The organism is uncultured Tateyamaria sp. (assembly GCF_947503705.1).
Taxonomy (GTDB): Bacteria; Pseudomonadota; Alphaproteobacteria; order Rhodobacterales; family Rhodobacteraceae; genus Tateyamaria.
The window spans coordinates 128,153-151,594 of the sequence record NZ_CANNES010000008.1; the positions used below are offsets into that span (position 1 = coordinate 128,153).

19 protein-coding genes and 1 tRNA gene are annotated in these 23,442 nt (G+C 59.6%); 4 read left to right on the forward strand and 16 right to left on the reverse strand.

From position 1 onward, the window contains the following. Positions 1-13 precede the first annotated feature (13 nt). The 4 genes from Q1A44_RS16860 (at position 14) to Q1A44_RS16875 (ending at position 4,251) form a co-directional block, all read left to right on the forward strand. Positions 14-1,048 (forward strand): cysteine synthase A, encoded by a 1,035-nt coding sequence (locus Q1A44_RS16860; RefSeq protein WP_299627600.1) that lies wholly within the window; start codon positions 14-16, stop codon positions 1,046-1,048. Then, positions 1,048-3,363 carry a DUF3772 domain-containing protein gene (locus Q1A44_RS16865; protein ID WP_299627602.1) on the forward strand — a complete coding sequence of 772 codons (2,316 nt, stop codon included), beginning with the start codon at positions 1,048-1,050 and terminating at the stop codon, positions 3,361-3,363. Before Q1A44_RS16860 ends, Q1A44_RS16865 begins: the two co-directional genes overlap by 1 nt. Continuing rightward, positions 3,360-4,079 carry an alanyl-tRNA editing protein gene (locus tag Q1A44_RS16870; RefSeq protein ID WP_299627604.1) on the forward strand — a complete coding sequence of 240 codons (720 nt, stop codon included), beginning with the start codon at positions 3,360-3,362 and terminating at the stop codon, positions 4,077-4,079. Before Q1A44_RS16865 ends, Q1A44_RS16870 begins: the two co-directional genes overlap by 4 nt. An 82-nt stretch (positions 4,080-4,161) precedes the next feature. Continuing rightward, positions 4,162-4,251 (forward strand) — tRNA-Ser (locus tag Q1A44_RS16875). A 300-nt stretch (positions 4,252-4,551) separates the two neighbouring features. Here Q1A44_RS16875 and Q1A44_RS16880 read toward each other — a convergent pair. From Q1A44_RS16880 to Q1A44_RS16955, 16 genes are all read right to left on the reverse strand, one after another. Further along, on the reverse strand, positions 4,552-5,484 hold the full coding sequence (locus Q1A44_RS16880; RefSeq protein ID WP_299627606.1) for a hypothetical protein: 933 nt from the start codon (positions 5,482-5,484) through the stop codon (positions 4,552-4,554). Further along, positions 5,484-7,283: an AAA family ATPase gene (locus Q1A44_RS16885; protein ID WP_299627608.1), complete on the reverse strand. Its 1,800-nt coding sequence runs from the start codon at positions 7,281-7,283 to the stop codon at positions 5,484-5,486. Before Q1A44_RS16885 ends, Q1A44_RS16880 begins: the two co-directional genes overlap by 1 nt. A 9-nt stretch (positions 7,284-7,292) precedes the next feature. Beyond that, a complete protein-coding gene (locus Q1A44_RS16890) occupies positions 7,293-8,477 on the reverse strand; it encodes a restriction endonuclease subunit S (protein WP_299627610.1) in 1,185 nt (394 codons plus the stop codon). After that, positions 8,474-10,000 (reverse strand): class I SAM-dependent DNA methyltransferase, encoded by a 1,527-nt coding sequence (locus tag Q1A44_RS16895; RefSeq protein WP_299627612.1) that lies wholly within the window; start codon positions 9,998-10,000, stop codon positions 8,474-8,476. Before Q1A44_RS16895 ends, Q1A44_RS16890 begins: the two co-directional genes overlap by 4 nt. Then, entirely contained in the window at positions 9,997-13,395 is a 3,399-nt protein-coding gene (locus Q1A44_RS16900; protein WP_299627614.1) for a DEAD/DEAH box helicase family protein, read from the reverse strand. The genes Q1A44_RS16895 and Q1A44_RS16900 overlap by 4 nt, the downstream gene beginning before the upstream one ends. Then, positions 13,392-14,249, reverse strand: a complete 858-nt coding sequence (locus tag Q1A44_RS16905) for a WYL domain-containing protein (RefSeq protein ID WP_299627616.1) — start codon at positions 14,247-14,249, stop codon at positions 13,392-13,394. The genes Q1A44_RS16900 and Q1A44_RS16905 overlap by 4 nt, the downstream gene beginning before the upstream one ends. Positions 14,250-14,366: 117 nt before the next feature. Continuing rightward, entirely contained in the window at positions 14,367-14,765 is a 399-nt protein-coding gene (locus tag Q1A44_RS16910) for a hypothetical protein (protein ID WP_299627618.1), read from the reverse strand. Next, positions 14,762-16,072 carry a recombinase family protein gene (locus Q1A44_RS16915; RefSeq protein ID WP_299627620.1) on the reverse strand — a complete coding sequence of 437 codons (1,311 nt, stop codon included), beginning with the start codon at positions 16,070-16,072 and terminating at the stop codon, positions 14,762-14,764. The genes Q1A44_RS16910 and Q1A44_RS16915 overlap by 4 nt, the downstream gene beginning before the upstream one ends. Beyond that, a complete protein-coding gene (locus Q1A44_RS16920; RefSeq protein WP_299627622.1) occupies positions 16,069-16,521 on the reverse strand; it encodes a DUF2924 domain-containing protein in 453 nt (150 codons plus the stop codon). Before Q1A44_RS16920 ends, Q1A44_RS16915 begins: the two co-directional genes overlap by 4 nt. A gap of 196 nt (positions 16,522-16,717) precedes the next feature. Beyond that, positions 16,718-18,400 (reverse strand): DEAD/DEAH box helicase, encoded by a 1,683-nt coding sequence (locus Q1A44_RS16925; RefSeq protein WP_299627624.1) that lies wholly within the window; start codon positions 18,398-18,400, stop codon positions 16,718-16,720. 11 nt (positions 18,401-18,411) lie between these two features. Next, positions 18,412-19,038, reverse strand: coding sequence for a hypothetical protein (locus Q1A44_RS16930; protein WP_299627626.1), 627 nt, complete (start codon positions 19,036-19,038; stop codon positions 18,412-18,414). A 4-nt stretch (positions 19,039-19,042) separates the two neighbouring features. Then, on the reverse strand, positions 19,043-19,939 hold the full coding sequence (locus Q1A44_RS16935; protein WP_299627628.1) for an ATP-binding protein: 897 nt from the start codon (positions 19,937-19,939) through the stop codon (positions 19,043-19,045). Then, on the reverse strand, positions 19,936-20,226 hold the full coding sequence (locus tag Q1A44_RS16940) for a hypothetical protein (protein ID WP_299627630.1): 291 nt from the start codon (positions 20,224-20,226) through the stop codon (positions 19,936-19,938). Before Q1A44_RS16940 ends, Q1A44_RS16935 begins: the two co-directional genes overlap by 4 nt. A 153-nt stretch (positions 20,227-20,379) precedes the next feature. Beyond that, on the reverse strand, positions 20,380-20,985 hold the full coding sequence (locus Q1A44_RS16945; protein WP_299627632.1) for a sigma-70 family RNA polymerase sigma factor: 606 nt from the start codon (positions 20,983-20,985) through the stop codon (positions 20,380-20,382). A gap of 160 nt (positions 20,986-21,145) precedes the next feature. After that, complete coding sequence (locus tag Q1A44_RS16950; protein WP_299627634.1) at positions 21,146-22,249, reverse strand: hypothetical protein; 1,104 nt, start codon at positions 22,247-22,249, stop codon at positions 21,146-21,148. Then, positions 22,215-23,417: a hypothetical protein gene (locus Q1A44_RS16955; RefSeq protein ID WP_299627635.1), complete on the reverse strand. Its 1,203-nt coding sequence runs from the start codon at positions 23,415-23,417 to the stop codon at positions 22,215-22,217. Before Q1A44_RS16955 ends, Q1A44_RS16950 begins: the two co-directional genes overlap by 35 nt. Positions 23,418-23,442 lie beyond the last annotated feature (25 nt).

Genomic DNA, 23,442 nt, shown 5'->3' on the forward strand with positions numbered 1-23,442 from the left:
AAGGACTGCCCTCATGCGCTATGCATCTGACCTGGCTGCGGCCATCGGAAACACCCCCCTGATAAAATTGCGCGCCGCCAGCGAGGCGACGGGCTGCACCATTCTGGGCAAGGCGGAGTTCATGAACCCCGGCCAGTCGGTCAAGGACCGCGCCGCCCTGTCGATCATTCAGGATGCGGTGGCCACAGGCGCGCTACGCCCGGGGGGAACGATTGTCGAGGGCACGGCCGGCAATACCGGCATTGGCCTGGCGTTGGTCGGGGCCTCTATGGGGTTCAAGACCGTTATCGTGATCCCCGAGACCCAGAGCCAGGAAAAGAAGGATATGCTGCGCCTGGCCGGTGCGGAATTGATCCAGGTGCCTGCCGCCCCCTATCGCAACATCAACAATTTTATCCGCTATTCCGGGCGTTTGGCGGCCAAACTTGCAGAAACCGAACCAAATGGCGCGATCTGGGCCAATCAGTTCGATAACACCGCCAATCGCCGTGCCCATATCGAAAACACTGCCCCCGAAATCTGGGAACAGACGGATGGAAAGGTGGACGGATTTATCTGTGCCGTGGGTTCTGGCGGAACATTGGCCGGCGTGGCCGAGGTCTTGCAGCCCAAGGGCGTGAAGATCGGTCTGGCCGATCCGGACGGTGCGGGCCTTTACAGCTATTTCACCACTGGCGAGATGGCCATGCAGGGCGGGTCGATTGCGGAAGGCATAGGCCAGGTACGCATCACCAAGAACCTCGAAGGGCTCAGGCCCGACTTCAGCTATAACGTGCCCGATACCGAGGCGCTGCCCATCGTCTTTGACCTGTTGCAGCACGAAGGGTTGTGCCTGGGCGCATCCTCGGGCGTGAACGTGGCGGGTGCCATTCGGCTGGCCCGTGATCTGGGCCCGGGCCACACCATCGTCACGATCCTGTGCGATTTTGGCACCCGCTATCAATCCAAGCTCTTTAACCCCGAGTTCCTGCGTGAAAAGGGGCTGCCCGTGCCGGAATGGCTGACCCAGGGGCCATCGAGCATTCCCGGCGTGTTCGAGGACGAATAATGCGCCACATCCTTTTATGCATCGCGCTGCTCTTTTGGGCAGGCGTGGCCTGGGCGCAAGCGACGGCACCGGACTATTCCCGCTGGGAAACGGTTGCCAATAGGGCCGAGGATGCGGTGGAAACCGCGCGTGCATCGGACAGTGCGTTTTCAGCCCTGCGGGCAGAAATCGTCGATTGGCGGACGCAGTTTCAGGCACAGTTGAGCGCCAATGACAACCGATTGCAGACGTTGCGCGATCAGATCAACGCGCTGGGACCAGCCCCCGAGGAAGGCGCAAGCGAAGCGGAAGAAATCGCGGCACGGCGCGCCGAGTTGAACATACAGCTCGAACGGCTCAGCACGCCGCGTCGCACCGCCGAAGAAGCGTTCAGTCGCGCCAATGGGATCATCGCCGAGATTGACGAGATCTTGCGTGCCCGACAGGCCGAACAGCTGTTGCGCATGGGGCCATGGCCGGTCAATCCGATCCATTGGGTGCCCGCCCTGCGCGAGTTCCATGTGACGCTGATTTCGATGGGCGCGGGCGTGCGTCAGGCCTGGGCCAATCCTGTCCGGCAGGCCAATTTGCAGGACAATCTGCCCTTGATCTTGGTGCTGACCGTTGTGGGCATCGTGCTGGTCATGCGGTCGCGTCACTGGTCTGAGATGTTGGCGCTGCGCATCCAGAACGGCAATGCCGGGTCCAGCGCGGGTGTTGCAGGCTTTGTCGTGTCGCTGGGTCAGATCATTCTGCCCATGCTCGGGTTGCTTGCAATTGTGCGTGCGATGGGCGCGACGGAACTTTTTGGCACCCATGGCGGGGTATTCCTGCGGTCGCTGGAACCGATGGGTTTTACCATTTTCGTGTCCCGCTGGTTGGGCAGCCGCATCTTTCCCAAGGGGGAGGGGCTGCATGCCACGCTGGTGGTCCCGCCCGCGCGCCGGGCCGAGGGACGTATCTATGCGATGATCCTCGGCATCGTTCTGGCGCTGTCGATCCTGCTGGAACAGTTTGCGATCACCGACCGCTATAGCGCTGAAACCGAGGCGGTGCTGAGCTTTCCGCTGATCGTGCTGGCCGGTGTGATCCTGATCCGAATGGGTTGGCTTGTGCGTCGGAAGAAGCGCGAGAAGGAAGAGGCAGAGGGTGAGGAAAGCGAGCGCGCCTATGGTGACAGGCTGATCGGGCTAGTTGGCCAAGCTGTCATCGCGATTGGCGTTGTGGGCCCTGTTCTTGCCGCCTTGGGCTATACCACTGCTGCGCAGGCGTTGGTCTATCCGACGATCCTGACGCTCGCGCTTTTTGGCACCATCGGTTTGTTGCAGCGGCTGATCCGCGATCTGTATTCCCTGCTGCGCCCGGGTGAAGGATCGGGCGACAGCCTGATCCCCACGCTGCTCAGCTTTGCGCTGGCCTTGTGTGCGACCCCGGTTCTGGCCCTGATCTGGGGCGTGCGTATAACGGAGCTGACCGAGCTGTGGACGCGGGTGCGCGGCGGGTTGAGCATTGGCGGCGTAACCATATCACCGGGCAGCTTTCTAACCCTCGTGGTTGTCTTTGTGCTGGGCTATTTACTGACGCGCGCGGTGCAGGGCGCTCTCAAAACCTCTGTTCTGCCCAAGACGCGGATTGATCCAGGCGGTCAGGTCGCGATCGTGTCGGGCACCGGCTATGTCGGGATATTCCTGGCGGCCCTGCTGTCGATCACCGCGGCGGGCCTTGACCTGTCCAGCCTTGCGATTGTTGCCGGGGCCTTGTCGGTGGGTATCGGTTTTGGTCTGCAAACCATCGTGTCGAATTTTGTCTCTGGCATCATCCTGCTGATCGAGCGGCCTATCTCCGAGGGCGACTGGATCGAGGTTGGCGGCCAGATGGGTTATGTCCGGGCCATCTCTGTTCGTTCCACCCGGATCGAGACCTTTGACCGCACCGACGTTATTGTGCCCAATGCTGATCTGATCAGCGGCACCGTCACAAACTATACCCGGGGCAATACCGTGGGTCGTGTGATTGTGCGCGTGGGCGTGGCCTATGGCACCGACACACGGAGGGTGGAGCGGATTTTGCAGGAGATTGCAAATGAGCATCCCATGGCCCTGGCCAACCCGCCCCCTTCGATTGTCTTCGCCGGGTTTGGCGCGGATTCGCTGGATTTCGAAATCCGCATGATCCTGCGCGACGTGAACTGGATGCTGAGCGTAAAGAGCGACATCAACCACTCCATCGCGGCCCGCTTTATCGAGGAAGGCATTGAAATTCCCTTTGCCCAACGCGACTTGTGGCTGCGCAATCCCGAGGCCCTGCGCGGCGATACCGGAGAAGAACCCGCATGACCGAAATGCTGTTTCGCAAGGACGCTTACTTGCGCGATGTGACCGCCGATGTGGTGGCCCACACGGCCGAAGGGGGCATCGTGCTTGATCGATCGATCTTTTATCCCACGGGCGGTGGCCAGCCCGGCGACAGCGGCACCATCGCCTGGGCGGGCGGCGAGATGTCGATTGCCACGACAGTCAAGGGCGAGGGCGACCAGATCGTTCTGGTTCCGGCCGAGCCGCGCGCCTTGCCGCCCCTTGGGGCGACAGTCGATGTGTCGCTGGATTGGGAGCGCCGCTATGCGCATATGCGCATCCACACAGCATTGCATTTGCTGTCGGTCGTTTTGCCTTTTGGCGTAACGGGTGGGTCCATCGGTGCCGGGCGGGGCCGTCTGGATTTTGATATGGAAGACGCCCCCGAAGACAGAGACGCGATTGAGGAGATATTGAACGACCATGTCTCGGCCGATATGCGCGTGTCAGAGGAATGGATCACCCAGGCCGATCTGGATGCCAATCCGGGCATGGTCAAAACCCTGTCGGTGCAACCGCCGCGGGGCGCGGGCCGCATTCGCCTTGTCCGCATAGGCGAGGGCGGCCATACCGTTGATCTGCAACCCTGCGGCGGCACCCATGTGGCCCGCACCGGCGAGATCGGCGCACTGCGCCTGGGCAAGATCGAAAAGAAGGGCCGGATGAACCGCCGGGTCTATCTTCATTTCGACAGCTGACGGACGGGCCCTTTGAAAACTGTTGCTTTGCGGGTCACTGCCCCTTGCGGTTGCCTGCGTCCAGTGTATAGAACGCCGCAACGGAGCGGTGGCCGAGTGGTCGAAGGCGCACGCCTGGAAAGTGTGTAGGCGGGAGACCGTCTCCAGGGTTCGAATCCCTGTCGCTCCGCCACTTGCCCCCGCGAAAGCGTTCTCCCGATCCGGCTGCGGCCGGATTTTTCCGTTGTTTTCGAGGGTTATGCGGGAGAGGCTGAACACTAACCCCTGCGGTAGGTGGCCCGGAAGCGGTCTCTCCGGGCCTATATTCTCCGGACCTCATGACTGCGCTTGTTTGGTGTTCAGGTTGTAAGTGCCTGATCTCAATGCGGTTTTCCAAAGTGCGGCTCAGCACTTCAACGTTGGTGGCGTTTTCCCAAAAGGGACCGAAATCGAACGCCTGTCCTATATCTAGAATGCCGCTCGGGCTCCCGGGTCAGAAGAGCTCGACGTTACCGTTGGCATCAACCCGAACCGCAGACCCCACACGGGTGTAAACAGTTGAATTTGCAGAAAACCGGCTCCGAAGTTGCTGCGCATGAGTATTATCCAAAAGTGTAAATGTAGCGGTCTCCCCAGGCCCCGCAGCAGCAAGACCCGCACCGACCATTAGACCGCCGACATCTGTTAGGAAGAAGCGATCGTGAAGGTCCTCTCCTCCTGGCACCTCTGTCCACTCATAAAGTTCCAGAGAATATCCTTGCGGTAGAATCCCATTGATAAGAGCAGGAGCATTCTGCGCGAGAATATTCGGCGGAGGACGAGAGTCGTGTGACCGGAAGTGTACCTTTATCACTTTCGGTGTCGGCGTAGCAGCCGCGAGCTTGCCAAGCAGTGATGTCAATGGACCAGTATAGTTACCTTTCGCTGGACGCAGGTCAAAATAGGGGTCGACGATGTCAATTTCGCCAGCCACCAGCGCGATCAGCAATAGGGCATCGGCGATATCATCCGAGGTCCTTGCTACGTCGCGGCTGATCGGTGCGTTGAAGAACGCGTTCTCGTCAAAACAATCATCAGGCGCGAGTGCTTCTGCGCAGGTCACGGCTCCCTCACCGCAGACGATTGCGCGAAATGGTCTATGTCCATGCTCGCGGATGGCGTTATCAACCCAACTCGTCTCGTGATCATAGGTTCGGTTGAAGCTCACCACTTTGTGCTTCGCACCATGCAAACGCTCGACAACGCTAGCCAATTTCACTTCTGAGAGACCAGCGTCCTTCGCCGCTTGAATGACCTTCTTTTCCCATTTGTTGGGAAATCGGGATATCAGCCTGCCTTTGTCGGCCCCGAATTTCTCGATCAGATATCGAAATGTGTTCCAATCTGTCCCGATCGCTGCAGGCTCTACTGCGTATTCCGACAGCATCAGAACAGTTCCTCGGCCCGTTCCGCGAAGAAGCCGTGTGGCCATCGATCTACGAAATCGCCATCTGGGCTCACGCGGAGTGGCCGGAAACGGACCCCCTCAGCAGAGTTCTCCACATAGACGACGGACAAATCGTCGGCGGTCAGGCCGACAACTCCTGGCGGAAGTTCGTTCTCTGTCTGCTCCCTCACGCGACGCAGCAAACGAAGCATGATGTGTTCGCTATGCGTTTCAACCAGAAGGCTGCGCTCGGGACCAACTGCCGGCTGTGGTCCCTGCGTCGCTTCGATGAAGAGATCACCAAGTCCGACCTGGATGGCCGGGTGAATATGAAGTTCGGGCTGCTCTATGGCGATGAGGCCGTCAGGATTCATCAGGCAGGCGACAACCACAGGCACCATCTGAGAAATGCCTACACCGACGTCGCTGGGCGCAACTAGAACGCCCTTGTTCAGATCGAGCAGCCTGAACTCCTTCACCGTTTTCAATGATGCGTAAAGCTCCTGCAGATCACCCAGGTCGTCTTCATCGATGCCGCGCTGGAACAGTTGGTGGAACCGGCTGGTGTTTGGGACTTGCTTGAAAACAGTCTGTTGCAGCTGGTAGCCAGTCCTCAGTTTTAGATCGGATGAGAGCCAGTCATTCACGCTCTCAAGCAGGTGCTCCGTGGTCTGGTTGTGAAGGACGTCCCAGGCAGCAAGGCCCTGCGCCCAACGGGACTCGTCAGGCGAAAGGCGTGGACGGTAGCCACGGCTGGGTATGTCGCGGAGTGGCCCGATGTAGGTCAGTGACTTGAGGTAGTCGCGCAGGAGCCGGACAGGGCCGAGAACCATCTCGTCCAGAAGCGCGCTCAACCCGGCACGGCGATAAGTCTCCAGGTCGAGTTCGTCGGCGGCACGCAGTTCGTCGCTGTCCGATAGGCGCGGAACGGATGCACCGCGCGCATAGCGCATTCGGATCAGGTTCTTGTCGAGCTCAACCAAATCGAGCGCAAGTGGACGGTCGAGATCGGGCAACGCCCCGAATTCGGTATCGACCTTTACCCGAAACCGAACGCGGTCGTTGACCTGGGCATCCGCCACGATCTGGCGGGAAAGTTCATAGAGCTCGTTTCCGAGCGGGGACTTGAATGGGTCGCCCTTTTCGGCCTCCGGATCATATCCGAGCGCGGTCGGCAAATCCTCATCCCAGTCTTCCGGCTCGTCGTCTGGATCGACCAGCTTTTCCAGCATCGGGTGCTGCCAGTTGATATCGATCAGCTCGGCTTGGCCCTCCTGTGGGGGGGAGCGCAGCGCAGCAAATTCGTCTCCATTCAGGTCGACCGTCAGCTTGGCGACATAGGGGCCTTGGATCAAGTCGCTCCAGGCCACCTCGATGCCGATGCCCACCTCCTGCACGACGGCGTAGGTTTTCAGCTCGGTGTTTTCACCGGCGATGTATTGCACCGGCAGGTTTGTGAACTGCGGGTCTGACAAGTTGCCGCCAGAGTTAAGTGGCAGGCGATCGCTGCCCTGATCATCCCCGATATCGAGGTAGACTTTGATGAGGATGGACCGGCCCGTCTCGTGTCCATGGACGAGGTTGGCAAAGCCGCCGAGGTCGGTGAGGCCCCCGGCGATCGTCTGGTCCGGGTCGGGGTTGTTGCGCTCGATTACTTCGCGCAGGTAATGCAGCGCCTGCAGGATCGTGCTTTTGCCCGCGCTGTTCGGGCCAAAGAGCAGCGTGATAGGCTTCAGGTCAATACTCTGGAGCGTACCAATGCCCTTGAAGTTCTCTATTTCAATCCGGGTCAAACGCATGTCGGCACCTCAGAGTTCGCCGCGGAAGGCACGTTGTGACAAGCACTGGAAAAGGTCTTCCCCTGAGCCATCCGGCGTCTGAGATTTGCCTTCGATTACCCTCGCTTTTTGAAGCATGGAGACGAATCTGAGTTGCTCGGCCATTGGGGGCAAATTGATCTCCAGTTTTCGGATTATTCCGAGATTTAGTCCGTCCATGATCGCGCCCTTGTTGAAGGATTTGATCTGACGAATGATCAGTGGATCGGAATGGATCGCGAAGGAGAGCACTTCCGGATGGATCAGTTCCTTGTTGCAGGTGATCGTGGCGAGGTGCTTGGTCGTGATGGCTTCCGGGATGTCGTCGGGTACCACCGCGGAGCGACCGGTTGTGCCCATGATGGTGACGATCACATCGCCCGGGAAAACCGTGTAGCGGCGCAGTTCCGCATACTTGGACGGCGTGATGAAGCGTCGTTCGGACCACGCGAATTTGTTCTGAACCGCGTTGTCGATACCGAGGACCGCAATGCCCTTATCAACGAACTCGCCGTGGCGAAGCGCACTGCCAAACGGTCCCGACCGGATCGCGCCCTTCCGATTTTCAGCGAGCGCCTCAATCGTGAGCGGCTCCCAGTCGCCATGGCTGGGATTGAGATGTCCAACTGTGTGTAGATATGCAGAGCTGGCGAAGCCTCTGGTCTCTTCGATTAAGCGCTGTCGTTTGCTCCGGAGACTACTGGCCTTGTCTAGAATGGAAGCAATGCGCCTCTGCTCATCAATTCTCAATTGGGGAAACTCAAGCGAACGCAGCAGGTCCAGCTTAATGCCTTTAACTGTGGCTCCTTGTGCACGCCCCTCAAGAAACTTAGCCTTCGAGAGCATGAAGTGGAGAAGGAACTGTCTATCGACAGCACCCTTTGGCAGAATGGCTTTCAGGTCTTGATTTATGGCCAGATCAATCGAGTTGATTGCGGCCTTTCCGACGGCCATCCGCGTAGGCACGATAACTGATCCCGCCGGCACGACGTTTGTTGCGGAATTGGCAACTCCTTCTGGTGTTATTCTCTCCTCTGTGTTCTCAAGAATGGTGGATTTAAAATCTTTGACAGTGGCCCAAGGGATAGATCCACCCCAATAGTTTGAAACCGATCGGCTAGGCGTACCACCCCCTCGGATTTCGACGAGTTCTCCTAGTGGGACAGTGGTGGTCATCCGACCATCTCCTCTAGCGCGGCAAGATCATCTGCGATTTCATCATTGAGCGATCTCATCCGGCCGAGGATTTTATGGGGCGGGTCATAGTCCTCCTCCTCGTAGACGTGCTCCTTGTACCGGCTGAGAGAGAGGTCATATCCAGCATCTTTGATCTCGGCGGCTGAAACGAAGAATGCCTTGGATAGACGGTCTGTGTCCTCTGCTGGATCTCGAGAACGCCAGCGGGAAAGGCAATCGGGCAGATCGTTCTCATCCACTGGATCCCGCTTGTCGTCGAGCGAGAGACCATCGGCCTCAACGTCGTAAAAGAAGACGTTGTCGGTGCGCCCGCCTTTGGTGAAGACTAGGATCCCGGTGGACACGCCCGCATAGGGCCTGAACACACCGCTGGGCAGCGAGATCACTGCTTCCAGCTGGTTGTTGTCGACCAAAAGCTGACGCAGCTGACGATGCGCGCCGGAGGAGCCGAATAGAACGCCATCGGGCACGATGGTCGCCGACCGTCCGCCGGTGTTCAGCATGCGCAGGATTAGCGCGAGGAAGAGCAGCTCGGTCTTCTTCGTCTTGACCTGGCGCAGGAGGCCCGAATGCACGTCCTCGAAATCGAGGCTGCCCTTAAAGGGGGGATTTGCAAGGATCACGTCGAAACCCTCGGTCGCCTGGCTCGGATACTTGTCCGTGAAGCCGGTACTGAGCGTGTCTTGGTAGTGGATATCTGGATCATCCACCCCGTGCAGCATCAGGTTCATCGCCGCGATTCGCAGCATGGTCGCGTCGAAGTCGAAGCCATGGAACATGTTGCTGCGGATATGCGCGCGGTCCTCGTCGCTGAGCTTGTCGCCGATATAGATCTTCTCGACATTCCCGTTGTCCGGATCAGTCTCCTCAATCACCGCCTCAGGCGAGGTATAGGTTTCGAGCAGGTATTCCATGACGCTGACAAGGAAGCCGCCTGTGCCGCAGGACGGGTCGCCGACAACATCTGTCGGCTTCGGTTCAAGCAGATCGACCATCAGCCGGATGATATGGCGTGGCGTTCGGAACTGGCCGTTGATGCCAGCTGTCGTGAGCTTGCTGAGCAAATACTCGTAGAGGTCGCCCTTGGTGTCACCCTCGGTCAGCGGCAATTCGTGGATCATGTTGACTGCCTTCACCAGAAGCCCCGGCTTCTGGATCATCAACTGCGCGTCCTTCATGAACTCGGCAAAGGCCGTGCCGCTGGCGACCGTGCTGCGGAAATGCGGGAAGACCTGGTCGCGCACGAGTGGCAGCATCTGGTCGGAGCCCAGGTGCCGGAACTGCGACCAGCGCAGGTGCTGTTCGTCTTCCTTGAAGCGGCGCGTGAACGGCTTGCCGCTCCGCTTCTGGCGGTTCTCGTCCCGCGCCTCATTGATGTCGAGGAGGCGCGCGTACATAAGGAACGTGATCTGCTCGATCACCGTCAGCGGGTTCGTGATCCCGCCCTGCCAGAATTCCGTCCAAAGCGCGTCGACGCGCCGTTTGAGGTCACCCGTGATCATTGTTGTTTCCTCTCATTCGGGTTTTCGTCTTGGCGCTCTTCGACGTCGGGGCCAAAAGAGCGCACAATGTTGATAAGATCGGCAATGTCTGCCTCGTCATGGAACACGCCGTCCGGACCGTCGGCATCGACCACAGTGAAAGGGTCGTCGTAGAGTCGCTCGACCTCAATCGTGCCGTACCGCGCGATGTGGTTCTGCAGCAGTGCGAGGAAGCGTGTCTGCTTCGCGCTGAGCTTAGGATGCTTCTGGACGAAGGCGGTGAATTTTTCCCGCACCGCATCGGAGTCCATCCCAACGATCATGCGGATGGCGAGATATAGCGGACCGGCGGTCTCGCTAAAGAACTCCTCAAGGTGCTCTCGGCGCACATCCGGATGCTGGGTGAGTATGAGGGACACAAGCGAGTCGATTTCTCGGTCGGACACGGCTTCACCGGCACGGACCTTCTTCAAGACCGGATTGGTCTCGAAGTGCTTCTTGAGCTCCGCCTCAACGATCTGCTGATAGGCCTTCATGTCGACGGATTTCAGGGTCGCAGACCGACGTGCCAGATGCATCTGACTGGCATCCTCGGTGATATCGACCACTTTTGGAGGAACGCCCTGCGAGCCACCCTTCGCCCGGTGATGCATGATCTCTCGAAGCTGGAGACGCGCGTCCTCGAGGTCAGCGACAGTTACATCCTTCCAGAACGCATCCGACTTCACGCGCTTGATGATTTCCGCCTTCTCGCGGACCGGGTTCAGGTGCATCTGGAGGGATGAAAGTCGGTCAAGAAGCTCGATTTTCAGGTCGGCAATCTCACCTGAACTACGCAGCACCGCGATCTGCATGCGAGCAATGAGAAGATCGAGCGAAAGAGCGTCGCCGAAGCCACGGATGTTCCGCCACTGCATCAGCGGTGCGATTTCCTGGCGTAGTCTGGCGACGGTCGCCGGGGCGAATGCCTTCAAGACCTCGGGGCGTGATAGCGCGCGCTTCTCCTTCCATTTCTCTCGAACCGCGATCGACTCCTCAGGAAGGGCGTTAATGTCTTGCCCGACAAGTCCGATGGCGGTGTCGAACGCCGCGATCTCGCTCTTCTGAAGGGCGACATCGGCAACGTTCAGCCGCTCCTCGAAGACCAGCTGGGCAAGCGGCTTGCTCTGCGTGGGTTCGGCGGGTCGATAGCCCATCTCGAAGCGGGCAAAGTTGCCCCAATGGTCGAAGATGCGAAACACGCTCTTGTTTTGGCCTGGTCCGAAGAGGTCTGGACAGAGACGCGTACCGCGGCCGATCATTTGCCAGAACTTTACAGGCGATTTGACTGGCCTAGCGAAAACAAGGTTCACGATTTCGGGTATGTCGATCCCGGTGTCGAGCATGTCGACCGAGATCGCGATGGTCAGATCGTTGTTGGTGCCTTCGCCCTTGAAGTCGTCGATCAGTTGCTCGGCTCGGGGGTCATAGTTGTCGATCACCTGGCAAAACTTGCCGGCGTACTGCGGATACATTTCGTCGAAAATCTGGCGCATCAGCATCGCATGTTGGTGGTTGCGCGCGAATACGATGGTCTTTCCGAGAATCTGTCCCGTTGCATCCTTGATCCCGTTTTCCATAAGGTTTCTCAGGATCTTGCGGTTTGTATCCTTATTGTAGATGACCTTGTCGATCTGCTCCGAAGAGAAGTCATACTGCGCCGGGTCCTCTCCCTGGTCTTCCAGTTCCTGAATCTGCTGAGGAGAAAGGCCGTCGAGGGTGATGCCGTCGCGGAGAAACTGGGTCGTGTGCTCATAGACCTCGAAGGGGGTCAGGTAGCCTGCCTGAACCGCCTGTTCGAGGTCATAATTCGACGTCGGAAGCTGTCCCTCGCATCCAAAGAGACGGAAGGTGTTGCGAGTGACGAAGTCGACCGGGGTCGCGGTCAGCCCGACTTGATGACAATCGAAATAGTGAAAGATGTCTCCGTAGACGTTGTAGATGCTCCGATGGGACTCATCAGCGATGATGAGGTCGAAGAAGCCGGGGTCGAACGACTGAAAGACCTTTTGCATCGCGGGATAGGTCGCGAGGAAGACGCGCTCATTGGCATTCGTCTTGACGCGCGAAGTGATGATCCGGGTGGGCTCGGAAAGGAAATCGTTGAAGGCGTTCTTAGCCTGCTTTCGAAGTTCCTTCCTGTCACAGAGGAACAAGACCCGCTTGACCCAACCAGCCCTTATCAGAAGGTCAGTTAGAGCGATCGCCACGCGTGTTTTGCCTGTACCCGTAGCTTGCACCACCAGTGCCCGACGGTGCTTCTGGGAGAACCGCTCCGAAACCCGCTTGATCGCTTCGAGCTGATACAGGCGATCAACGATCTGTTCGCTGATCTCGACTGTGTCGAGGGGCTTCTTTTGATGGCGTTGATAGTTGGCCAGATGCTGAAGGCTGTCTTTCGAGTAGAAGCCGTAGAGCTTCCGTGGTGGGAAGTCCTGGGCATCGTCCCAAATCCAGATGTCGAAGCCATTTGTGTAGAAGATGACCGGGCGGTGACCAAACCTCTTGTGGAGGCTATCTGCATAAAGCTTCGCCTGGTGACGACCGAGTTCCGCATCGACAGAGGTCTTTTTCGCCTCGATAACGGCAAGCGGGTTCCCATTGTCATCCCAAAGCACGTAGTCGGCGTAACCAGTGCCTGTGGTCGTGGGTTGGCCGTCAACCTCAACTTCCTTGCCGACCTGTATCGTGTTCTTGACGCCCTCAGCGACATCCCAGCCGACGCTCGCCAACATGCTGTCGATAAGGCGCACTCGGGTCTCTGCTTCGCTGAACTGAAGCTCATCGGCCGCTGCCTGTGCCGAGTTCGCCAGCTGTTTGAGTTCAGACGCTTCTTTCTGGGCCGCAGTTGCTTTCGAGCGCTCTTCTTCGAGCTCCGAAAGCAACGCATCCATCTGCGCTTCCTGAGCCGCGAGTTTTTCGAGGACTTGTCGCCGTTCCCGTTCCTCTACCTGGCCCGGAATAGCCGGTTGCTGGAAGGCCGGAAGCTGGTCTGCTTTCGCTTGCCCGTATCTGACACACATCCAGCGGGCCAGATCGTGTGCCTCTTTGAGCAGCCATAGCGCGTGTTGGCTCCTTACGGGCTCGCCATGCGCGGCTTTATTGCCGTGCATCCGCAACGCATGAAGTTTGTCGAGTACAACCTTTGGCGTGATCGCGATAAAGGCGTCGTTCTTCAAGAGATCAACAAACGTGGGCAGGTCCGGCTTTGGCAGTCGGAGCTCGCGATAGATATCCTTTGTCAGGTTCTCCGCGAAAAGGCGAAGCTTGACGAGTGCGCTTGCTGGGTCAGCGTGAGCATACGACTCTGCAAACGCGCCAAGACCAGCAAGTTCAGGCCAGCCCTGACGTAGTAATTCGAAGTTGAGCGATTTCATGCCATCGCCTCCGCAAGAGCGGCGTCAAAGGCAGCTCGGTTGGCGACCACGACCGGGACCTCGTGGGGGTTGTCCAGCTTGTCTGCGACATCCAGACGGAGACGCTTCAAGAAGTAGTAGAGCAGCGCCTTCCGTACCATGACTTCGGAGCGCCCGTTCGTCATTTCATAGTCTTGCTCGATTATCGACCGCTGGCTCTCGCTCAGGGCTGGATTCGGTGCGAGCGCCACCGCGAAGCGATCATGCCAAAGCTTGTCGTCATTCGCAGACGCGCCAGATAGCGCATGCTTTCGGGTCTTCACGCATCGCGAGAGGATGAAGTCTTTGAACTTGTGGTCGATGTGACAGAAGGCACGAACATGCCACCGCAGTCCGTCATTGCCGAGGGCGTGGGGAGAAATCCGCCTCCACTCAGGGGTGGGCTTCTTGGCGCTCATGGACTGGTAGAAGACCTCGATGGAATGCCCTTCTCTTGCGGTTTTGAGTACATCGCGAAGGACTTCGGGCTCCACGCGCCGGTTCGGAATAGGCAGGGCATCATGCTCCGGCGCCGATGCAAGCCAGGCGTCGGTCACACCAGACGCTCCTCCGTTAGTCTCGCGCAGATGAGCGAGGTACGCGGATGCATTGGGCTGCATGAATACTGGCTTGAAATCGTCTGCCGCTTTGTAACGCTTGGCGCTCTTGTCGTAGATCAGGTTTCCCGGCGCCTTATCCTCGTAGAGTGTCAGGTCCTTGGAGGCTTGGGGCACGGATACGCCGAACTGGTCTACGATATCGGCACGATTGATGCCGCCCTCCCAAAAGAGGCGGAATTCAATGAACTCCAATCGTTTTTCGACACCCCAGCGCATATCACGTCCTCGTTGAGCAGGTGGAGCGAGATCGTCCACCAGAATCGTTTGATGATGGGTATATAAACTATACGCATATAGCCAATCAACCCCTCGCGCGGACTTTTTGGATGGAGTTCAATGGTCAGTAACTGTCTGGAAGTGCTGGCGCTGCTCCTCCCACGCCATAGGAAACGGCTCGAGCGCGCGCGCCAGTGTCACCTCCAGCCCCTGCTTCCCGTCCAAGATCGCCTCTACGATGTCGGGCGGGAGCAGCGTAAGTCGCAGGACGCGCGTCATGTAGGAGGGAGCGATCCCCTCGCGCTCGGATAGTTCGGCGATGGTTGCGAACTCGCCCGACTCCAGCAACCTCTTCCAACGGAACGCACGGGCAAGCGCCTTGACCAGCGTGTTGTCTGTCCGCCGCGGTTGCGCGGTGCCCTCAGGCAGCTGCATCTCCTTCCGCCCACCACGCTTAACTATGCGGAATGGCACGTGCAGCGTCATTATGTCGGGGATCAGCGTCCTGCTGGTCATGCCGCCGCCTCAATGCCGCCGGCAAGCATCTCGCGCGCAAGGCCACGGAGGCCGTCGACGCGGAGACGGACATTGAGCCCGTCCGTGCCAATGTCGACGCGCTCGATCAGCAGCGCCGCGATGCGGGCCTGCTCTGCGGGGAAGAGTTCATCCCACAGCGGGTCGAGCTGCTGCAGAGCCGCGCGGGCATCGGCCTCGGTGATGTCGTCGGCGTGGGTGCGCGCCGCCTTCCACGTCCCCGCAATGATCTCGGGCTGGCGGAACACTGCGCGAAGCTGATCAATAACGGCGGTTTCGATCTCACCAGCCGAGACACGGCCCACGGGACACGATCCGGCACCATGCTTCAAAACCGTCTGGCTGACATAGTAGCGGTAAAGCCTGTCGCCTTTCCGGGTATGTGTCGGTGAGAACGCCGCGCCGTCCGGCCCGAACAGTACACCCTTCAGGAGCGCGGGTGTGTCGGCACGTGTGCGGGCGGCACGCTTGCGGGGACTTTCCTTCAGGATGGCGTGGACGCGATCCCACGTCTCGCGGTCGATGATCGCGTCATGTTCGCCGGGATAGCTGTCGCCCTTGTGGACGGCTTCGCCGATGTAGGCGCGGTTGTTCAGCATCCGGTAGAGGTACTTCTTGTCGATACGGTTGCCACGCGGAGTGCGGATGCCGCGTTTGGCGACCTCTCGGGCCAGTTCCGTTCCCGAGCCGATCTCGAGGAAGCGGGCGAAGATCCAGCGGACATGGGCCGCGCGCTCCTCGTCGATGAGCAGTTTCCTGTTTTCAACGCGATACCCGTAGGGCGGGACGCCACCCATCCACATGCCCTTCTTACGGCTGGCGGCAACCTTGTCGCGGATGCGCTCGGCGGTCACCTCGCGTTCGAATTGGGCGAAGCTGAGCAGGATGTTCAGCGTCAGCCGCCCCATCGAAGTCGTGGTGTTGAACGACTGCGTGACGGAAACGAAGGTCACGCCGTTCCGGTCGAACACCTCGACCAGCTTGGCAAAATCGGCCAACGAGCGGCTGAGACGGTCGATCTTGTAGACAACGACAACGTCGACGAGACCGTCCTCGATGTCCGCCATCAGCTGTTGCAACCCGGGTCGTTCCAGCGTGCCGCCGGAGATACCGCCGTCGTCATACTGATCGCGGATCAGCACCCAGCCCTCGGAGCGCTGGCTGGCGATATAGGCCTCGCAGGCCTCGCGTTGCGCATGCAGGCTGTTGAATTCCTGCTCCAGCCCTTCCTCGGAGGATTTGCGCGTGTAGATCGCGCAGCGCAGTTTCCGGACAATCGGTTTGGTCATGCGCCCCTCCGATGGTTTTTCAGACCAAAGAACACCCAGCCGTTCCAACGCGTTCCGGTGATGGCGCGGGCAATGGCCGACAGCGATTTGTAAGGGCGACCCTGCCAGTCGAAACCATCAACGGTGACGGTGACGGCGTGTTCGACGCCTTGCCATTCCCGGATCAGGCGCGTGCCGACGATGGGCGTCAAGTCAGCGCGGATGCGGCTCTTCATGCGGTCACCGCCATCGAGTTGCTCGCCGAGGGCTTCCAGCCGTTTCACCGTCTCCGGCTTCAGGCCGCCATAGGCCAGTTCCTGAATACGGTACGCCAGTCGGCTCTCGAGGTAGCGACGATTGAACGGCGGCGGCTCGCTGTCGAATAGGTCCCGCCATTGTTGCTTCAGGTCTGGCGTCGACGTGGTCTTGAGCGCGGCCAGGCGGGCGGGAATGGGATCTTGTTTGGTCATGCATTTCTCCGGTGAGTTGGAGTTGCATGACGCCATTCGTCGGCCGGATAGTGTAGGCTACTTTCTCCAATTTTGTCAGATGCTTCCGCCCGATCACGCATCCGTAATCGAACCAGCCCGACAGCCAGCAACGCGCACATTTCGGCGCGGCGTTCTGCGGGCGTCAAATAGTCGGGTGGCAAGGGGTTGGGTCGTTTCATGCGGCGCTTCGCTTCAGATCGCGCAGGACGGCGGCTCGGATGGCGGACCGGTTCCAACGGAAGTTGAGCTGGCAGTTGGCCGCATATTTCGAGAGCCCGAAATCCATACCGCTGGCTTCGAAACCCGCGCGTTGCAGCAGTTCGATCTGCCGCATACTGGCCGGGTCATTGAGCCAACGCTTGCTCTTGGCTGAGGCGCTGGACGTTTCCGTGGCCCGCAGGAAGTCGTCGGCCGCAGCAAGCGCTTGCACACGCGTCCCTACAGCCAGCGTGCGGATCGGGTTGCTCTTGGGGTGACCGAGCGCGTGCCACAGCGTCCCGTCATGGAAAACACCGGCCCACCCCTGAAAACCGCTGGCCATGAGCGCCTGGCCGTCGCCATGGAGATCGCACCAGGAAAATGGCGAGCGATCCAGAAGATCGACTTCGGTCATCTCGAACGTGGTCAGCAGTCGCTTTTCGCCAATGTCGCGCGTGAAGACATGCCCACAGAAATCACAAACGGAGGCGCCAAGCGGGAGTTCCGCGTCACAGGATGGACAGGTCTTCCAGGGTTGCTCGCAAGGCGGCGTTTCATCCTCATCGAGGGCGATGTCCTGCTCAAGCGAGCCGTGGCGGAGCGCGGCACCCGCGAAGTCCAGTACCACGCAATCCGTTTTAACGATGCCGGGGAAACGCTCGGGGTCGACCCGGCGCAGTCCGCGGCCGACGGCCTGGATGAACGTTCCCTTGTGAAGCATGGGGCGCAGGATGCCGATGCAGCCCACAGGCTGACTGTCGAAACCCTCGGTCAGGACCATGCAATTCGTGAGCACCTGGACCTCGCCGCGGTCGAACCGGGCGATGAGATCGGCGCGGGCCTTGGCTGGCATGTCGCCGGTTATCGGCTCGGCAATGACCCCTTCCGCACGAAATGCGTCCGCCACCGCTTCGGCGTGATCGACCGTCGAGCAGAAGAAGATGCTGCGCCGATCGGCTGCCTTGTCCTTCCAATGCTCAACCACGGTCTCGTTGAGCACCGAGCGATTGAGGACCTTGTCGGCCTGTCGCATGTCAAAATCACCGGCGGTGCTGTTGATGCCGGAGAGCTCGTCGTCGATCCCGAGATCGATGGTGAAGGTCCGGGGCGGGACAAGCAGGCCGCGCGCAATGAGCGTGCCGATGCGCAGATGGTATCCGACATTGCTGAAGGTCTTGCGCAAGGACCGGCCATCACCGCGCCCCGGGGTGGCCGAAAGCCCGAGCAACTTCACGCCAGGGCTGATGGCCCGCGCGTGATCGAGGATTGCCTGGTAGCTTCCGGCGGCTGCACGGTGGCACTCGTCGATCACGATGTGGCTCAGTTTCGGCATGGGCTTGCGCCGGTTTTCTCGGGCAAGCGTCTGCACACTGCCGAAGACGACACGGCCATCCCAGCAATCCTGCTCTGCCTTCACAACCGAGGTGCCCAGCCCGGAGATGCCGCCGATGGCGGAGCGGTTTTGCTCGATGAGCTCATCCGTGTGCTGAAGCACCAGCATCTTGGCGTCGCGGTCCCTTTCGGCCTGTTCACCGACAAAGAACCCGGCGATGGCCGTCTTCCCGGCTCCGGTCGGCAGCACGAGCATGGTATTGCCGTGCGCGGCCGTGCGGTCATGGGCAGCGTCGACGGCTGCCCGCTGATAGTCACGAGGGATCATGATGGTCTCCCTCAGCGTGCCCAGAAAGGTGCGCCGCCCGAGGCAGGCACGGGCGAGCCAGGCTGTTCCGCGACAGCGCCAGAGTTGGCTGGCGGCACAGACGCTGCGGTTGTCTGCATCGGCGCGGAGCCCATCACGGTCAGGTATTGCCCATTGTCTGGGCAAATGGCGGCCTTGATCACGTTGCGCCCTGCGTCTTCGGGATTGTCGCGGTCCTTTTCGACCCCGATCTTGGCGACGAAGTCGATGCCGCTCAGGTCTCCGAGGCTGCGGATCATACGCGCGGCCCGCGCAGCTTCCGATTGATCGCTGGCCTTGATGCCACGAGCGGATTCCAGAATGCCTCGGATCAGGGCGCGGCCACGGTTGGCGTAGGTATCCTCACCGCGTTCGTTGACGCTTTTTCCCTTGAAACCGATACGGGTGTAGATCCGGCGGCGCGCATATTGGCCATCGAGGACGACAGCTTCGGTGTTGAGATAAAGCGCCGCGCTCGAGCGGCTTTGGGTGAGCCAGCCCTCTGGGCCGGCACCCCCTGGGCGGATCGTCAGGCCGACCTTGACCAAGGTGTTTGCGGGGATGAGGTCGAATGCGGCGTCCTGGCTGTCGGCACCGTTGAAATCCATGTTGTCTGCCATTGGTTTATGCTCCTTTCGTCGGGGAATTCGGCTGGGTCGCCGCTTGCGGCAGATCGAAGTCGAGGCCGGAATTGGCGGTCGTCCCCGCGCCATCACGGATCTTCGCCATGAGGCGTCCGAGATGCGCTTGCTCGATCATTGAGAGCCGGCCGCTGCGGTCTTTCGCGGGAAAGCCGAAATCGTTGATGGTGGTGCAGACGAACGCCCGGTAAGGCTCACCCTCTTGGGGGCGGATCTCGGCGAGCGTAATGACCTCGTCGACAATGCCGGGCAGTTCGAGGCCCGTCTTCGAGCCTTCGATCTGCATCGCGAAAAACGGTTTGCCGAAGTCGTCGATCTTCCGGTCGAGGAGGCCGACCAGCCAGATGTTCTTGCGCGGCGTGTGCTGCAGGTGCGTGAGCCAGCCGATCATTTCCTGACCGAGCAAACCGTATGCACCACGCAAATCGAGCTTGCCGCTGCGATCCGACTGCGCCTGAGGCTGACCCTTGCACCACTGCATGCAGATGCGGGAGGCGACCGAAATGCTGTCGACGAACACCGTGTCGTACTTGTCCAGTACGGCGGGATCACCGAAGGCGGCGCTGACGCGGTCATAATCGCCCTGGCTATAGGGCTGGTCCTCGCGCATCGCGGGATTGGGACCGCCAATCCAGCAGGCGAGATCGCGCGCGCGCTCCCAGTCCCGGATACGGATTTCGTCTCCGGGCCAGCCCTGTACCGCCAGTTCGCCTGCCTCAAGATTCAGAAACAGTGTCCGTTCAGGATCCAACGTCCAAAGCTGGCTGGTCTTTCCGATCCCGGAAATGCCGGTGAGGACGCCCTTGATGCCGCGTGCCTCTTTCAGGCGTTCGTCGGCGGTGATGATCTTCAGCGGGGCGGGTTGGAAAGGCGCACTCATTTGCGCGCCTCCAGTTCACGTGCTGCGGCCGAGACGGCAATGTCCGTGCCAGTCGCGCCCTGCTTGCGCGCCATCGACGCGATCTCTTCGAGCGCAACGATCGTCTGGGTGAGCGCAGAACGCTCCCTGTTCAACGGCAGCAGCGCGAAGGCGATATCGTCGATCGTGGCACGCTCAACGGCGACCGTGCGCGCCGGGCGGTCGCCGATAGCGGGCACCGCGACCGTGTCGGGGATGGCGCTCAGCCAGGTAGACTGGCGCAGTTTTTTCAGGGGGTTGGCGAACATATCAATGCTCCTTTCCGTCTTGCCCAAGGATCGTCGCGAGGTGACAACTGCCGGGCCCGACGCCGCCTTGGAGCTCGCGGTCGGGGTGTTTCCCTGAGGGTTTTGCATTCGCCCGAAGGCCCGGCATGAATTTGATTGGATGCTTGCCGTTACTTACCGGCGGGCCGCCGCAACTGTCGGGACGGCTTCGAAATACCCGTCGAGTCCCAGTTCCATGGCGGTCTTGCGGATCACGCCAATACGCTCGTAAACCGTGCTTCGGTGCAGCCCGAGTGCGCGCGCCGTTTCGGAGATGCTGAGGTGGCTGACCGCGATTGCGACCTGCCGTGTTGTCGGACACAGTGCGGCGAGCAGCTTGCCCACATCCCCTTTCAAGCCCGGGCCGTGTTTCAGCGAAAACTCATCGACAGGGTCCAACGCCGCGGCTTCCGGCAAAATGTCGGAAAGGTCCAACCCTCCATCATCGTCACCGGCGGGCGCATGGATCGATTGCATCGCACGCTCGGCGCGCATGGCCTTCGTGCTGCTTGCCAGCGTCGCGATCCGGTTCGTGATGATCCGGTCAGCGAAGGTATCGAAGGAAGACTTCGCAGGATCAAAGCGGCGTGCCCGCCTGATCAGATCGAGACGCAGTTCCTGCTCTATGTCGTCTGCGTCGAGTCCCGGCACCGCGCCCGAGCGCGCCAGACGGGCAGCGCGGAAGCGGATATTGCGGGAAATACGAGTGTTGGGGTTGGTAAGCTGTTGAAGCTGCTCCATGGTTTTCGCCTTCGTCCAGGTGGACGGGCACGCGGCCCGAGTACCCGGCTCCGGCGAAATTTCGCTGGGACGGCGGTGGGAGTGGCTTTGACACAAAGAAAAACCGCCGAAGACCCAGAGCCTTCTGCGGTTTTGCGATGCGATTTTTTTCAGATTTTTTTCAGCGCGGCTCGACGAAATTTCGTTGGTGCTGCCCCTGTTTGCCTTGCTGGAGATCCTCAGCGCTTATTACAAAAACCGAGACGTATGCTTCTCCGTCACTTTGGATGGGATCATCGGAGATCCCAAAGGCGTCGCGCAGCGACTTCGACAAGGATTGCTTCTGTTTCTGATGCTTGGATGTCTCACGCGGATCGTCACGATGGAGCGGAAGTCGGCCTCCAGCCAGCGCGAATGCCTTTAGATAGGTCCACACAGCCTTTGGTTTGCCGTTCTTCGCGCTTTTCATGCCAAGCTGATCGGGCTCGAAGCGCCGGGTCTCACCCCGGAATGTGATGTTAACAACTTCGTCTGCGATGAAGCGAAAAGTCATCTCAGACCAGCTTGCGTCCGCCGGAAGGACCCAAGCGAGGTTGGAGGTCGCTATATCAGACGGCTTTTGAAGCTCTGCTCGGACAACCTCGAATATTGTCTCAATCGGCTGAACTGGTTCGAAATTTCGTCCGGACAAAGACACACAGTCCTCCAGGGCCAAAGTGGTGACGTGAGCTCGATCTAGCTGACCCGCGATCAATTCAGGAACTGATCGCGCCGTTGGGACAAACAGCACCTTCGGGCCCGGCAACGCCATTATTCTCATGAACGGCTGGATGTCTTCGCAAGGCCTTGGACCTGGCACCCAAAGGAAAACTGGCACGCTGCGTCCTGCGAACAAATCGTGTGTGCCGATGTTTGTGACATCTGCCTGTTCAAGGCGTCGGGGGACATTCGCAAGTTCGAAAGCTCGGGCAACAACCGACGCCAGCTTTCCACGATCAAGCCGCATTACGCGGACGTCATCTCTTGACAGGTTCAAATCCCGGCATGCTTTGGGGCGGTCGCCACAGATGGCGCGAATGCTGCCGTCATCGTGCCGGACGACGCGGCGCGGACAGCCATCACCGGCGGGTGAAGGGCAAGCAATACTGGTCGCAAGTAACCCAGAGGACGTCAGCAGCGATGAAAGCTGATCCCATTCATCACCAAGCCGCGACTGCCATTCACGGCGGTCAGTTGCGGCTTCGACAAGCTCATCCAGCGTCTTCCAGAACATCGTAGTCGTCATCGTCATCCGCCTCGCCACCTACCGCCCAGAATCCACGCGCTTGCAGCCAGGCTTCGATAATCTGTTCGTCCTCCTCGCGCTCATATCTCGCGATGTTCGCGGGCCGGATCGTCACGGATCGCTCGCGCTTTGTCCCATCGAAGGCAAATTTGAATGTCGCGTGCGTTAGCTGTCCCCCGTCGAGGCGCTTCTTCCAGTTTTCGCCAAACCCTTTAAAGAGGTTTTCCGACTTGCGGATTTCAAGCTCCGAGACCTTGCCCGGCCACCTGCGCCCAAATTCCACAAGTCTGACACCAGCGAGACCGTCGATGTCTTCGTGGACGAGCGCTTCGGGACCAAATTCTCGCAGCGGATCGAGCGTGTAGCGGTCGGAAAGGTCGAAATAGTCTTCATTCCCAAACAGCGCATCTCCGAAGGTGCTCAAATACAATTCGCGCTCGCCTTTGGTGCTCGCGTTTACACCCATTTCGTCATTCTTGCTGTCGTAGATCAGCACGTCATGCTGTTGGGGTCGGTAAAAGGCGATACCGGTCTCCCCGTCGTCTTGGTGCTTTCCTTCTCGCCGCATGGGCATGCCATGCCGCACCAGAAGCCAGACCTTGTCGCCCCGAGGAAAGGCAAAGACCTTGCAGTTCCGCCCTCGACGTTTTGCCTCGAACCAGTTGTCCATCCGGTCTTGCATGGCCTTGGCAACGTCATCCGAAATAGTTGGGAGTTCCGCCTTCTGCTTCTTCGGCCGCGAGCCAGCGAAGTACATGAAGTTCGACCGCTTGAATGCGACGGTCTCGGCGTGCTGGCGCTGCAGGAGCATCGGTTGGGACAGCCAGATCTGAACTGACACATCGGCCGTCGTCACCTCATGGTCTGAGTCGATCGCGATACCAGCGGCATCTGCCCGCTCCAGCAGTTCTTCCATGTCTTCGTTGGTCGCCGTCTCGTGCACATAATAGAGGGCGTTGACCATGTCCTCAGGAACCGATGCGTCCGGGTTCAGCAGAATGCTTGCGATTTCGTCCAGCGGCATCTCGTCGATTGATGCTGCGGCGAGGTTGAGGCCGCGTTTCAGAAAATAAGCCTGCCATGGACTGAGGAATTCGTGCAGCCGTGCCGGTGAAATGTGCTTAAGGCGGTCGGGGTTCGTGAAAATCCTGGGGTTAAATGCTGGCATCGGCCTCTTTTCTCCAAATCTCGTC

Coding starts and splice junctions, on each gene's coding strand:
- Q1A44_RS16945 (WP_299627632.1), bottom strand. CDS start 20,985: ATGGAGCAGCTTCAACAGCTTACCAACCCCAACACTCGTATTTCCCGC.
- Q1A44_RS16900 (WP_299627614.1), bottom strand. CDS start 13,395: ATGAAATCGCTCAACTTCGAATTACTACGTCAGGGCTGGCCTGAACTT.
- Q1A44_RS16880 (WP_299627606.1), bottom strand. CDS start 5,484: ATGCTGTCGGAATACGCAGTAGAGCCTGCAGCGATCGGGACAGATTGG.
- Q1A44_RS16950 (WP_299627634.1), bottom strand. CDS start 22,249: ATGACGACTACGATGTTCTGGAAGACGCTGGATGAGCTTGTCGAAGCC.
- Q1A44_RS16915 (WP_299627620.1), bottom strand. CDS start 16,072: ATGACCAAACCGATTGTCCGGAAACTGCGCTGCGCGATCTACACGCGC.
- Q1A44_RS16870 (WP_299627604.1), top strand. CDS start 3,360: ATGACCGAAATGCTGTTTCGCAAGGACGCTTACTTGCGCGATGTGACC.
- Q1A44_RS16910 (WP_299627618.1), bottom strand. CDS start 14,765: ATGACCAGCAGGACGCTGATCCCCGACATAATGACGCTGCACGTGCCA.
- Q1A44_RS16955 (WP_299627635.1), bottom strand. CDS start 23,417: ATGCCAGCATTTAACCCCAGGATTTTCACGAACCCCGACCGCCTTAAG.
- Q1A44_RS16940 (WP_299627630.1), bottom strand. CDS start 20,226: ATGTTCGCCAACCCCCTGAAAAAACTGCGCCAGTCTACCTGGCTGAGC.
- Q1A44_RS16865 (WP_299627602.1), top strand. CDS start 1,048: ATGCGCCACATCCTTTTATGCATCGCGCTGCTCTTTTGGGCAGGCGTG.
- Q1A44_RS16895 (WP_299627612.1), bottom strand. CDS start 10,000: ATGATCACGGGTGACCTCAAACGGCGCGTCGACGCGCTTTGGACGGAA.
- Q1A44_RS16885 (WP_299627608.1), bottom strand. CDS start 7,283: ATGCGTTTGACCCGGATTGAAATAGAGAACTTCAAGGGCATTGGTACG.
- Q1A44_RS16905 (WP_299627616.1), bottom strand. CDS start 14,249: ATGCGCTGGGGTGTCGAAAAACGATTGGAGTTCATTGAATTCCGCCTC.
- Q1A44_RS16925 (WP_299627624.1), bottom strand. CDS start 18,400: ATGATCCCTCGTGACTATCAGCGGGCAGCCGTCGACGCTGCCCATGAC.
- Q1A44_RS16935 (WP_299627628.1), bottom strand. CDS start 19,939: ATGAGTGCGCCTTTCCAACCCGCCCCGCTGAAGATCATCACCGCCGAC.
- Q1A44_RS16920 (WP_299627622.1), bottom strand. CDS start 16,521: ATGACCAAACAAGATCCCATTCCCGCCCGCCTGGCCGCGCTCAAGACC.
- Q1A44_RS16890 (WP_299627610.1), bottom strand. CDS start 8,477: ATGACCACCACTGTCCCACTAGGAGAACTCGTCGAAATCCGAGGGGGT.
- Q1A44_RS16930 (WP_299627626.1), bottom strand. CDS start 19,038: ATGGCAGACAACATGGATTTCAACGGTGCCGACAGCCAGGACGCCGCA.
- Q1A44_RS16860 (WP_299627600.1), top strand. CDS start 14: ATGCGCTATGCATCTGACCTGGCTGCGGCCATCGGAAACACCCCCCTG.